10 protein-coding genes are annotated in these 12,343 nt (G+C 68.7%); 4 read left to right on the top strand and 6 right to left on the bottom strand.

What is annotated here, in order from left to right; genetic code table 11:
* Positions 1 to 3: 3 nt before the first annotated feature.
* Together G6N56_RS17760 and G6N56_RS17755 are read right to left on the bottom strand one after the other, a co-directional pair.
* A complete protein-coding gene (locus tag G6N56_RS17760) occupies positions 4 to 1,779 on the bottom strand; it encodes a SulP family inorganic anion transporter (RefSeq protein WP_085257775.1) in 1,776 nt (591 codons plus the stop codon).
* 18 nt (positions 1,780 to 1,797) lie between these two features.
* A complete protein-coding gene (locus tag G6N56_RS17755; protein ID WP_232069089.1) occupies positions 1,798 to 2,865 on the bottom strand; it encodes a sulfate ABC transporter substrate-binding protein in 1,068 nt (355 codons plus the stop codon).
* A gap of 166 nt (positions 2,866 to 3,031) precedes the next feature.
* On the opposite strand from G6N56_RS17755, the gene G6N56_RS17750 reads away from it, so the two are divergent.
* The gene (locus G6N56_RS17750) at positions 3,032 to 4,429 is read left to right on the top strand and encodes a DUF2252 domain-containing protein (RefSeq protein WP_085257773.1); all 1,398 of its coding nucleotides are present in this window, start codon (positions 3,032 to 3,034) and stop codon (positions 4,427 to 4,429) included.
* A gap of 133 nt (positions 4,430 to 4,562) precedes the next feature.
* Here the strand turns inward: G6N56_RS17750 and G6N56_RS17745 are convergent, their stop codons facing one another.
* From G6N56_RS17745 to G6N56_RS17730, 4 genes are all read right to left on the bottom strand, one after another.
* A complete protein-coding gene (locus G6N56_RS17745) occupies positions 4,563 to 6,227 on the bottom strand; it encodes a flavin-containing monooxygenase (protein WP_085257772.1) in 1,665 nt (554 codons plus the stop codon).
* Positions 6,224 to 8,032: a flavin-containing monooxygenase gene (locus tag G6N56_RS17740; protein WP_085257771.1), complete on the bottom strand. Its 1,809-nt coding sequence runs from the start codon at positions 8,030 to 8,032 to the stop codon at positions 6,224 to 6,226. The genes G6N56_RS17745 and G6N56_RS17740 overlap by 4 nt, the downstream gene beginning before the upstream one ends.
* A gap of 71 nt (positions 8,033 to 8,103) precedes the next feature.
* Positions 8,104 to 8,250 carry a hypothetical protein gene (locus G6N56_RS17735; protein ID WP_142280792.1) on the bottom strand — a complete coding sequence of 49 codons (147 nt, stop codon included), beginning with the start codon at positions 8,248 to 8,250 and terminating at the stop codon, positions 8,104 to 8,106.
* Positions 8,251 to 8,327: 77 nt separating this feature from the next.
* Positions 8,328 to 8,801 carry an SRPBCC family protein gene (locus G6N56_RS17730; RefSeq protein WP_085257770.1) on the bottom strand — a complete coding sequence of 158 codons (474 nt, stop codon included), beginning with the start codon at positions 8,799 to 8,801 and terminating at the stop codon, positions 8,328 to 8,330.
* 93 nt (positions 8,802 to 8,894) lie between these two features.
* Between G6N56_RS17730 and G6N56_RS17725 the strand changes: the two genes are divergently transcribed.
* From G6N56_RS17725 to G6N56_RS17715, 3 genes are all read left to right on the top strand, one after another.
* Complete coding sequence (locus G6N56_RS17725) at positions 8,895 to 9,716, top strand: mycofactocin-coupled SDR family oxidoreductase (RefSeq protein WP_085257769.1); 822 nt, start codon at positions 8,895 to 8,897, stop codon at positions 9,714 to 9,716.
* 83 nt (positions 9,717 to 9,799) lie between these two features.
* On the top strand, positions 9,800 to 10,012 hold the full coding sequence (locus G6N56_RS17720; RefSeq protein ID WP_085257768.1) for a heavy-metal-associated domain-containing protein: 213 nt from the start codon (positions 9,800 to 9,802) through the stop codon (positions 10,010 to 10,012).
* Positions 10,009 to 12,240 (top strand): heavy metal translocating P-type ATPase, encoded by a 2,232-nt coding sequence (locus G6N56_RS17715; protein WP_085257767.1) that lies wholly within the window; start codon positions 10,009 to 10,011, stop codon positions 12,238 to 12,240. Before G6N56_RS17720 ends, G6N56_RS17715 begins: the two co-directional genes overlap by 4 nt.
* The last annotated feature ends 103 nt before the right edge of the window (positions 12,241 to 12,343 follow it).

Genomic DNA, 12,343 nt, shown 5'->3' with positions numbered 1-12,343 from the left:
GCGTCAGACGAGGTAATAGAGGTCCGGGTGCGGGGCCAATTCCGGCGCGGACGTGAACGGCTCCTTCAGCCGCAGCTGGGCCAGCGCATTGTGGGCGTGGCGGACCGCTTTGAGGGTCGCGGAGAACTCCTCGTCTTCCTCGGGGAAGACATGCCCCTCGGGAAACCACTTGCCGAAGCCAACGTTCGTCAAGACGCCGAGCGTGTCGGGTCGCACTCCGGCGAGCAGCACCGTCACCCCGCGGGCCGTCTCGTCCCGGAGGAAGTGCTCTATGCGTTCGATGCACACCACGTCGGGGTGGCGTACCCGCTTCAGCCGCAACACCACATACTTGATCTGATCCGCCTGGATCCGCTTCCTGATCTCCAGCAGGTAGCGATCCAATTCCGGTGCGGCCCCGAAGAACAGCTCGCCCTCCAGGTCGTAGATGACGATCGACGCGTCGGCGGGGTCGCCGGCGATGCGTTCGCGCACAACGCGTTCGGGTGTGACGATGAGCTCCCTGGCCTTCAGCTTCGCCGCTCGCGGCACGAACAGCAGGATCGACAGGATCACGCCGAGCAGGACTGATTTGTCGAGATCGACCGCGACGCCGGTGAAGGCGGTGACGACCACCAGGCCGGCGTCATAGCGGGATGCCTTGACCGTGTAGATCAGGCGCTTGACATCGACCAGCCGCGCAGCCGTTACAAGCAGCAGCCCGGCCAGCGCCGCCTGCGGAACGTAACGCAGCAACGGTGCGAACAACAGCAACGCCGCGGCCACCGTGGCGGCCGAAACGATCCCGGAGAAGCGTGTGCGCGCGCCGGACTGGAAGTTGATCGCCGACCGCGACAACGAACCCGAGCCCGGCAGGCTTTGGAAGAAGCCCCCGGCGAGGTTGGCCAGGCCCTCGGCCATGATCTGCCGGTTGTAGTCGATCTTCTGTTGGGTCTGGTACGCAATCGCTTTGGCGATCGACAGGGCCTCGATGATGCCGACGAAGGCGATGGCCAGCGCACCGGTGGACAGGTGCGGCAACCAGCTGGTGTGAACGTCGGGCACGTGTGGGGTCGGCAGGCTCCGCGGGATCTTGGCGGCCACCGACACCGCGGTACGGCCGTTCGCGCCGGCCACCGACCACCCCGCGAGATAGGCGATGAGCCCGGTGATGATGAGGACGGCGAGCATGTCGACCTGCGGCCAGCCGAAGCGTTGCACCAGCCTCCGCAGGACCACGGCCAGTGCCACCGCCGCGACGCTGAGTATCAGCGCCCGGTAGTTGATGTGGTCGCCGCGGGTCAGGGTCAGCCACACGCGGTGGAGCACCTGCATGTGGCCGTTGCCCTTGTCGCGCACACCGAGCGCGTTGCCCAGTTGACCCACGGCCAGCAGGAAAGCGGCCGCGGCCATGAAGCCGATGATGACGGACTCGGAGATGTAGCGGGTGAGGTTGCCGAGCCTGAAGAGGCTGATCACGATCTGGAGGCCGCCGACCAGAACAGCCAGCAGGAACAGCCCCTCGAACAGTTCGGTGGTGTTCTCCGAATCGATGAAGGCCAGCGCCGTGAAGACCAGTAGCGATATCGCGCTCGTCGGGCCGTTGATCAGATGCGAGGAGGACCCGAAGATCGAGGCGACGATCGTCACGACGATCGCGGAGTACACGCCGAACCTGGGATCCACCCCGGCGATCAGCGCATAAGCCATCGCCTGAGGAAACGAGATGGCGGCGACGGTCAGACCGGCAACGAGGTCGTGCCGGCCTTTCACCAAGTCGTAGTTCACACCAAAGCTCAACGTGTACGGCTCTTTCCGTTATGTTCCTGCCGGCGCTGACAACGATTCGAGGATTCCGTTGGTACCGAAGAACTGCTCGCGCGCATCGCTCCAGTCCTTGGCGATCGCGCCGATCGGGAAGAGCGTGAGCGGAGGCAGCCGGTCGGCGTGGGCGGCGAGGATCTGCGGTTTGACTGGGCGGTAGCCGTATCGCGCCACCTGCTCCTGCGCCGCGTCACTGAACAAGAAGTCGAGATATGCCTTGGCGCACGCCGCCTTCTTGGCGTCGGTCACGTTCGCGTCGACCCAGGCGACCGCGGGCTCGGCGAGGATGCTCACCGGCGGGTAGATCAGCTCCAACTCGTCCTTGTTCGCTGCTACCTCGCGTAGCGCTTCGTTCTCCCAAGTCAGCTGCACGTCACCGAGCCTGGCCAGCGCGAAGCTGTCTGCCGCACCGCGCGCACCGGCGGCGGACACCGTCACATGCTGCAGAAGCGCCTTGAGGTAACTGGTCGCCTGGGCCCGGCTGCCGCCGCGCGTGGTCACGCTGCCCCAGGCGGCCAGGACGCTCAACTGGCCGTTGCCCGAGCTGCGGGGATCGGGGGTCACTACGGACACGTCGGCCTTGACCAGGTCGGGCCAGTCATGGATGCCCTTGGGGTTGCCCCGACGGACGACGAAGGCGATGGTCGACGTGTAGGGCACGGAATTGTTCGGCAGCCGGTGCTGCCAGTCGGCGGCGACCAGCCCTCGCCGGCTCAACGCCTGGACGTCGCCGATCGTCGCCAGAGAGACGACGCCGGCTTTCTGGCTGCCGTCCAGGACGCTACGCAACTGCCGGCCGGAACCACCGTGAGATTCCTTGATGTCCAACGTGATCCCGGTGCGGTCGCGATACTGCGGGATGAAAGCTTTGTCGATCGCGGCGTATAACTCACGGGTCGGGTCGTAAGAGACGTTGAGGAGTTGGCTGGTCTCCGCCGATGGCAGGTTCTTGATCACGACCGCTGTCGCGGCGACGACGATGGCGATGATGCCGAGGATGTCGAGCCAGGGCAGGCGGCGTGACAGCAGCCTCACCACGCGAACCCCATCTCCGGCCGTCACTCACCGATCCGCCGGACCGTCGTCCGGCATTCGAACATTTTTAAGAATGTTAACGACCCGGTCACCTGCCGACAGCCGTGAGAATCAGCCTGAAGATAAGTGCGGACCGCGCCCGGCCCCAGCGGAATGGACCCGCGGCGGCGTCTCGACTGCGTATGCTGATCGGATGCCGCAACGGGTGTTGCGTGAGCGCCTCATCGATCTCGAGGAGCCCGATGAGGATGTGGCGCGCGGTCGGGCGCTGCGAAAAGCCGTGCCCCGGCGCGCACTCGCCCAACTCACTTCCGCCGGGCGAACGGCCACCGACATCCTCACCGCCCAGAACCAGGGCAGGTTGCGTGAACTCGTCCCGCTGCGTTTCGCCCGGATGCTCGCCGACCCGTTCTCGTTCTACCGCGGGTCGGCCGCGGTCATGGCCGCCGACCTGGCCGCGAGCCCGTCGAGCGGGATCGAAGTCATGTGCTGCGGGGACGCCCACATCTCGAATTTCGGCATGTACGCCGCGCCCCATCGCTCAATCGTCTTCGACCTCAACGACTTCGACGAGGCCGCCGTTGCGCCCGCGGAATGGGACGTCAAGCGCCTGATCACCAGCGCCATCGTCGGTGGCCGCCACGCCGGATATCCGGCCGGCGCTATCCGACGCACCGTTGAACACGCGTTGGTCGGCTACCAGACCGGTCTTCAGGCCATGCTCGAGTCGGACGTTCTGGACCGGTACTACTTACGCGTGGAGCCGGAGCGCTACACGGGCAAGGTATCCAAAGGCATGCTCGGAGTGATCCAGCGAACGACATCCCGGGCCCGCACCCGGACGTCGGCGCGGGTCTTCAAACAGATCACCGACGCCGGCCCGCAGGGGACGCCGCGCCTGCGGGAAGCGCCCCCGCTTCTGCAGCACGTCGACGAGGACGTGGAAGGGCCGCTGCTGGAGTCGATCGAGGAGTACCTGGCCGCGGTACCCGCCGATGTCGCCCTGCTGTTGTCGCATTTCCGCGTCACCGATGTCGCGCTTCGGGTGGTCGGCGTGGGCAGCGTCGGCACCCGCTGTTACCTCGTCATCCTGGTGGGTCCCCACGGCACACCGCTGATCCTGCAGATCAAAGAGGCGACCGGGTCGGTGCTCGTCGAATACGGGGGCTGGCGCCAACCGGACTCGTTGAACGCCGCCGTCGAGGCGAAGGGCCAAGGCGTACGCGTCGTCGACGGTCAGCGGATCCTGCAGGCGGTGTCGGATGTGTTCCTCGGCACGACGCGCAAGGACGGTCGCGACTACTACGTCCGTCAGTTCCACGACATGAAGGGCACCGTGGACACCGAGGGCATGTCGCCCAAGACGTTTCGCGAATACGTCGCGGCGTGTGCCGTGCTGCTGGCGAGGGCGCACTCCCAGAGTGCGAATGCGTCGATCCTGCGGGGATACGTCGGCACCAACGACACCGTGCACGCCGCGGTCGCCGAGTGGTCGTATGCCTACGCCGACAAGTCGCTCGACGATTTCCACCAACTGCGCGCGGCGGCCGCGGCCGGTGAGATCGAGGTGGCCGGTGACCCGGGCCGGTAGGGACACCGAGTCGATGAGCAGCCGCGCGGCGATCCACTACCAATGCGGCGCCCTTGCGCATAGTGCCGATGGACACACCCGGCAGGGAAAGCTGGCCCCGCCGCGACTGGCCACGCGCTGCGCGGCCGGCCGACTACTCCTCGACGAAATGGTCACCGAACGCGACGGGCTCGACGACATCAACGGCGCCTAAGCCGATCTGGCCGGCGGCCAATTGATTCGCGGCGTCACCGATTTCGGCATCGGCCAGTGGCGGCCCGCACTCCGACGACGAACCCGTGCGGTGCAGCCAGTCCCGCGGCCGCAACCGCCAGGTTTGGCGGGCGTACTCCAGCTCGGTGTAAGGCCACTGGGTGACGATGCGCCCGCTCGGCGATCGGAAGTAGCTGTCGCACTTGGTCCATATGGTGCGTTCCAGGTCCGCGGAAAGCCGTTCGTTGAACCGCTTTTCGGCCGCGGGGCGCACCTCGACGTAGCCCCCTCGACGCGCCACCCGGCTCACCGCACTGGCCACCAGGCGCGCGCCCGCCTCGAGGATGTAGACGATCGAGTTGCCACCCTGGTTGGTGTTGGGGCCGTAGAGCATGAAAAAGTTCGGGAAGCCGCTGACGGCGACGCCCAGATACGCGCTCGGGTCGTCGCCCCAGCGCTCGTGCAGGCTTTCGCCCCGTCGTCCGATCATCTCGATGCCCGCGAGATAGCGGTTGGTCTGGAATCCGGTGGCGCACACGATGACATCGGCGTCCACCAATTCGCCGCTGGCAGTGGCGATCGACGTCTCGGTCACCCGTGCGATCGGGTCGGTTACCAGATTGACGTGGTCCTTCTGAAGCGCCAGGTAGTAGTTGTCGCCGAGTAGCACCCGCTTGCAACGGAATGGATAGTCGGGAGTCAGGGCGGCGCGAAGCCGATCGTCGGCGACGACGCGCTCGAGAAACGAGGTGGCGACCTGCGCGCGATTTGCCACCTGTGGGTCTTCGACGGCATTCCCGGCGAAGTCGTGGAACTGCTTCCAGATTCGCCACCGTTCTTTACGAGCCGCCCAGGGATTGCGGCGAAACCTCGACAGCTCCTGCGGAGTGAACGGACGATCGTCCTTGGGCACCATCCACGGCGGCGTTCGCTGGAATACTGTTAGGCCCGAGGCGATTCGGGCGAGTTCCGGCACCACCTGCACCGCGCTGGCGCCGGTACCGATCACCGCGACGTTCCTGCCGGCCAAGTCCACGCCCGGATCCCACGCCGACGTGTGCATCAGGTGGCCGCGGTAACCGGACAAGCCCTCGATGTCAGGCAGCTTGGGGGCGCCGAACAGCCCGACGGCGCTGACCACGACATCGGCGCGCACCGTGGTGACGGTGTCGCTGTTCGCCTGCTGCAGCTGCAGTTCCCACTGCCGGCCGCGCTCGTCCCATTGCGCGCGCCGCACGTAGGTCTGCAAGGTCAGGTGGCGGCCCAGGTCGAAGTCGTCGACCACCGATTCCAGATAGGCCAGGATCTCGGGCTGCCGAGCGTAGGTGCGGCTCCAGCCCCGGTTCAGCGCGAACGAGAACGAGTACAAGTGGCTCTGCACGTCGCACGCGGCGCCGGGGTAGGTGTTGCGCCGCCAGGTTCCGCCCACGCCGTCGGCGCTCTCGATGATCACCAGGTCGTTGATTCCTCTGCGGCGCAGCGCCACTGCCGCGGCGATACCGCCGAAGCCCGCCCCGATGATCGCCACTTTGGGGGATTGCCGGCGCCGCGTCGCTGCCCGCACCCGGCCGACGCCGTAGAGCCGGCGGGCTTGCCGACTGGTCACGACCCGGCCTCGCCGCCGCGGATCAGGTAGCCATCCAGGCTTCCGTCGGCCCGCCACGCCCGCAACAGGTCGGCGTACTCGGTGGGCGCACCGAAGAAGAAGCTGCCCTGCCGGGTTTTGGCGTCGGCCTTACCTTCGCGGTTGTAGTAGCCCGGCGTACAGGTCTTGGCGCGCTCGGCGGTCGCGGCCGACCGGGCGACAACCGTGTCGACCCAGGCGGCCTCGGCGCCGGCGGACGCCTCGACCTCGGCGACGCCGTGCTCGAGGGCCCACGCGATGATCCACGCCGCGTGGGTCGCCTGCACGTCGAGCAGGTAAGGGAAATTCACCGTGAGCCCGGCCTGGGCGATGCTTTCGATGAAGCAGTTGGGGAAGCCCGTCGCGCACAAGCCCTGGAAGGTGCGGACCCCGTGGCGCCACCGCTCGGTCAGGGTGATCCCGTCGCGGCCGACGAGCTCGAACCCGGTACGCCGGCAGTAGTCGGTGCCCACCTCGAAACCCGTTGCGAAGATGAGGCAGTCGAGGTCGTAGGCGACTCCGTCGACCACGACGCCGGACCCGGTGACGCGTTCGACGCCGAGCCCGCGCGTATCGACCAGCGTGACGTTGTCGCGGTTGAACGCCTGCAGGTATTCGTCGTGGAAGCAGGGCCGCTTGCAGAAGTAGCCGTACCAGGGTTTGAGCGCCTCCGCGGTGGCGGGATCGGCGACGACCTCCTCGACCCGCGCACGGATCTCCTCCATCTTGGCGAAGTCCGCGATCTCGATGTCGCGGCCCCGTTGCTCGGGACCGGCGCCGTCGGCGACGCCCTGGCCGCCGTGCCGCATGACCGGAAGCTTGCGGGTGATGCTGGTCCAAGCGTCCGCGACGAGGTCCTCCTCGGCGTGGCCGCCCGCGGTCAGGATCTGGAAGTTCTCGATCCGCCGGCGCTGCCAGCCCGGCTGCAGGGTGTCGACCCACCGCGGGTCGGTGGGTCGGTTGGCGCGGACGTCCACCGACGACGGCGTGCGTTGGAAGACGTAGAGCTGCCGTGCGGCGGCCGCGAGGTGCGGCACGCACTGGATCGCCGTGGCCCCGGTGCCGATGATCCCGACGCGCTTGCCGGCCAGCTTCTCCAGCTGCTCGCCGGTGTAGGCGTAGTCCCACCGGCTGGTGTGGAACGCGTGGCCGCGGAACGAGCCGAGGCCGTCGATGCCGGGCAGCTTGGGCTTGGCCTGATACCCGTTGGCCATCGACACGAACCTGGCCCGCATCTCGTCACCCCGGTTGGTGCGGATCACCCAGCGGTAACTGCCTGGTTCCCAACGGATCTCGCGCACGTCGGTCTGCAGGCAGGCGTCGCGGTACAGGTCGTAGTGCCGCGCGATGCGGCGGCAGTGTTCGAAGATCTCCGCGCCCTTGGCGTATTTCTCGGACGGCATGTAGCCGAGTTCCTCGAGCAGCGGGAAGTACACGTAGGATTCGACGTCGCAGGCGATGCCCGGATACCTGTTCCAATACCAGGTCCCGCCCACGTCGGCCGCCCGGTCGATCAACCGCACGCTCTCCACGCCGAGCTGGCGAAGCCGCGCTCCGGTCAACAGGCCGCCGAAGCCCGCGCCGACGATCGCCACGTCGACCTCGCCATGAAGGGGCGCACGGGTGAACATGCCGTCGGCCCAGGGGTCCTCGGCGAACCGGGCGAACGGGCCCGCCGTTTCGACGTACTGCGCGATGCCGTCGGGACGCAACCGGCGCGCCCGTTCGACGGCGTACTTTCGGCGCAGCGCGTCGACGTCGAACGTCACGCCAACGGTTTCCGTCAAGGTCTCGACTCCGCTCTGGTGACCCCGACTCTATAGCCTGCAGCACTCCCTTCCGAAAAAGTCCGCTTTGCTCAACCCCCGGTCCGCGAAGCCAGGCCGGCCGCGAGCGACTCGCCCAGACTCCACAAGGCGACCCCGATCAGGACAAGATCCTTGAGCAGGAACTGGCCGGGCAGCGCCGACAGCGCCGGCAGGCCGGCGGCGTGAGTTTTTATCACCCCCGGTGTGGTGAAATCGAGCCACGGCTTCCGCCGCGCTCACGTTCAATGTGCCGGTGTCACTGCTCCACAACGACTTATCGCGCGGTGTAGCGACCGCGCAGCCGGGCCAGCGTGGCCTCGATGCCGGCCGCGTTCGCACGCTTGGCACCGATCCGCTCGTAGTACCTCAGCGTGTTCTTGATCGCCCCGGCGTCGCGGTAGTCGAAGGTCTCGGTCACCCGCGTCAGCGCCGGAGAGAGCGGCTCGAACTCCCACCGCCAGCGGTGACCCACCGGATGGCGCCACTCGACCACGCGGTCGGGTTCCAGAGCGGTCACGGTGCTGGTGATGCGGTAGGGCAGCCCGAACATCTTCATCTTCGTCGAGAACTTCGATCCCACAACAAGTTTGGCGGGGGCCTTGATGTTGCCGCGCACGGTTCCAGAACCGTCGAGCTCGGGATGGCGCCGGGGGTCGGCGACCAACGCGTACAACTCGGCCGCCGGCGCGGCGACTTCCACCGACCGGCTCACCCGTCGGGGTCCGGCGTCGACGACGGTCACGGTCATGGAGCCTCCTGCGGTTGCCCGGCGCTGCCAGGGCGACGCTACGCTTCGCCCTGTCCTCGCACCGCAGGACGTCCAGGAAGGACCCACGAAACGATGAGCCAGTTGATTCCGGGACGGGTGGCTTTGATCACCGGTGCCGCGCGCGGACAGGGCCGCGCGCACGCGGTACGCCTCAGCAGCGAAGGCGCCGACATCATCGCGCTCGACATCGCCGGCCCCCTGCCTGCAACGGTCCCCTACGAGTCGGCGACGCCCGACGACCTCGCCGAGACGGCGCGGCTGGTGAGCGGCAACGGCGGCCGGATCGTCACCGCGGCAGTCGACATCCGCGACCTCGATGCGCTTCGCGCCGCGGTCGACGACGCGGTGGCCGAGCTCGGTCGACTCGACGTGGTGGTCGCCAACGCCGGGATCTGCAGCCCCGCCGCGTGGGACCGGATCACCCCGGAGGCCTTCCGCGACACCATCGACACCAACGTGACCGGGACCTGGAACACCGTGATGGCCTGCGCGCCGCACGTGATCGAGGCCGGCCGGGGCGGCTCGATCATCCTCATCGGCTCGGCCGCCGGCGTCAGGATGGAGCCGTTCATGGTCCACTACACCGCGAGCAAGCACGCCATCACCGGAATGGCGCGCGCCTTCGCCGCCGAGCTCGGGCGCCACAAAATCCGTGTGAACAGCCTGCACCCGGGGGCGGTCGCCACCCCGATGGGCGGCGGGCAGATGCGCGAGGCGATCCGGTCGGCCGGCGACACCTACCCCGAACTCCGTGGCCGCAACAAGCCGCTGCTGCCCGAGGGCATCGCCCAGCCCGAGGACATCGCCGACGCCGTCGCCTGGCTGGCGAGCGACCAGTCCAGGTTCGTGACGGGAACCCAGGTGTCGGTCGACATGGGCATCTCGTACTGCTGACCACGCGGGGGGCGGGAATACGGCCGGAGGAGCTACAGTTGAGTCTGCAGATACCCCCGCCGGGTATGCACGAAGGGAGTGGCATGGTGACGACCGAGTACCGGGTCAGCGGCATGAGCTGCGGGCACTGCGAAGCCGCCGTGCGCAGCGAAGTGACCCGGATCCCCGGGGTGGACGGCGTCGACGTCGACGCGCAAACGGGCCGGCTGGTGGTCACCGGTTCGGCCGCGATCGACGACGCGGCGGTGCTGAGCGCCGTCGACGAAGCCGGCTACGAGGCGGTCCGGGTCGCATGACGACGGCCGCGGTGGCCCGCATCGAGCTGACGATCTCGGGCATGACCTGCGCCTCCTGCGCGGCCAGGATCGAGAAGAAGCTGAACGGGCTGGACAGCGTCGCCGCGACCGTCAATTACGCCACCGAGAAAGCCACCGCGACCGCGCCGTCCGATTACGACCCACAAACGCTGATCGCCGAGGTCGAGAAGGCGGGTTACACCGCGACCCTGGTCCCGAGCCGCGCGCCGGGTGGCGAGGACCCCGGGCTGGGGGCGCTGCGCGCCCGCCTGACCGTCGCCGCGGTCCTGGCCGTCCCGGTCATCGCCCTGGCGATGATCCCCGCGTGGCAGTTCCGCTACTGGCAGTGGGTCTCGCTGGCCCTGGCCACCCCGGTCGTCCTGTGGGCCGGGCGCGCCTTCCACGCCGCCGCCTGGACCAACCTCACCCACCGCACCGCCACCATGGACACTCTGGTCTCGATCGGGACGTTGTCGGCCTTCCTCTGGTCGCTGTACGCCCTGTTCTGGGGGCCGGCCGGCGAGCCGGGCATGCGCCACGGTTTCGAGCTGACCGTCCGGCGCGGGGACGGCGCCGGCGACATCTACTTCGAGGTGGCCGCCGGTGTCACGTTGTTCCTCCTGGCCGGCCGGTACTTCGAGAAGCGCTCCAAGCGCCGGGCGGGTGCCGCCCTGCGCGCGCTGCTCGAACTCGGCGCCAAGGACGTCGCCGTGCTGCGCGGCGGCACCGAGACCCGCATCCCGGTGGAGCGGCTGGCGGTGGGCGACGAGTTCGTGGTGCGCCCCGGCGAGAAGATCGCCACCGACGGGATCGTCGCGTCAGGCTCGTCAGCCGTGGACGCCTGCATGCTCACCGGCGAATCTGTCCCCGTCGAGGTCGGCGCCGGCGACGGCGTGGCCGGCGGCACGGTCAACGTCGGCGGGCACCTGATCGTGCGGGCCACCCGGGTCGGCGACGACACCCAGCTGGCGCAGATGGCCGCGCTCATCGAGGCCGCCCAGTCGGGCAAGGCCGAGGTGCAGCGGCTGGCGGACCGCGTAGCCGGGGTCTTCGTTCCCGTCGTTCTGGCGGTCGCGCTGGCCACGCTCGCCGGCTGGCTGCTGGCGGGATTCCCGATCACCGCGGCCCTCGCCGCGGCCGTCGCGGTCGTCATTATCGCTTGCCCGTGCGCGCTGGGACTGGCGACGCCGACCGCTCTGCTGGTCGGCACCGGCCGCGCGGCGCAGCTGGGCGTTTTACTCAAAGGTCCCGAAGTCCTCGAGTCGACCCGGGAGGTCGACACGATCGTGCTCGACAAGACCGGCACCGTGACCACCGGCCGGATGTCGCTCGTAGGCGTCGTCCCCGGGCCCGAGACGGATGCCGAGACGCTGCTGCGGTATGCCGGCTCTTTGGAAGACGCCTCCGAACATCCCCTCGCCCGGGCGATCGCCGCGGCCGCTGAGGCGCGCCTCGGCGCCCTACCGGCGCCCACGGCCTTCGCCAACCTGGCGGGCAGCGGCGTTCGGGGTGTCGTGGACGGTCACGACGTGGTGGTCGGACGCCCGGCCCTGGTCGCCGACCGCACCCGGCCGCTCGACACATCGTTGGCAGCCGCCGCCACGGCCGAGGAGCGCGAGGGCAGAACCGTCGTGGCCGTGGGCTGGGATGGCCACCCGCACGGGCTGCTGGTGCTCGCGGACACCGTCAAGCACACCAGCGCCGAGGCCGTCCGGCAGTTCAAGCTCCTGGGGCTGACGCCGGTGCTGCTCACCGGCGACAACCGGGTAGTCGCCCGCCGGATCGCGGCCGAGGTCGGGATCGCGCACGTCATCGCTGACACCCTGCCGGCGGGGAAGGTCGCCGCCGTCGAGCGTCTGCAGGCCGAGGGCAAGGTCGTCGCCATGGTCGGCGACGGCGTCAACGACGCCGCCGCCCTGGCCACCGCCGACCTCGGGTTGGCCATGGGCACCGGGACGGACGTGGCGATCGAGGCGGCCGACCTCATCGTCATGGGCGGGGACCTGCGCGCCGCGGCCGACGCGATTCGGCTGGCCCGGCGGACGCTGCGGACCATCAAGGCGAATCTCTTCTGGGCGTTCGGCTACAACGTGGCCGCCATCCCGTTGGCCGCACTCGGCCTGCTCAACCCGATGCTGGCCGGCGCCGCGATGGCTCTGTCGAGCGTTTTCGTCGTCGCCAACAGCCTGCGCCTGCGCTCTTTCGCGAGCGTCATCCGCGATTCCTGACCGGCCGGCCGGATCGCGCTACACGCCCGAATGGCGGGCCTGATGGTGGGGGCCGGTATGGGATAGTGGGTCCGTTCTCACCGTCCCCGGGGCCGATCGAAGG

The sequence above is a fragment of the Mycobacterium saskatchewanense genome (genome assembly GCF_010729105.1).
Taxonomy (GTDB): domain Bacteria; phylum Actinomycetota; class Actinomycetes; order Mycobacteriales; family Mycobacteriaceae; genus Mycobacterium; species Mycobacterium saskatchewanense.
The sequence above is the reverse complement of the archived record's forward strand: the minus strand, read 5'-3'. Positions and strand labels throughout refer to the sequence as shown.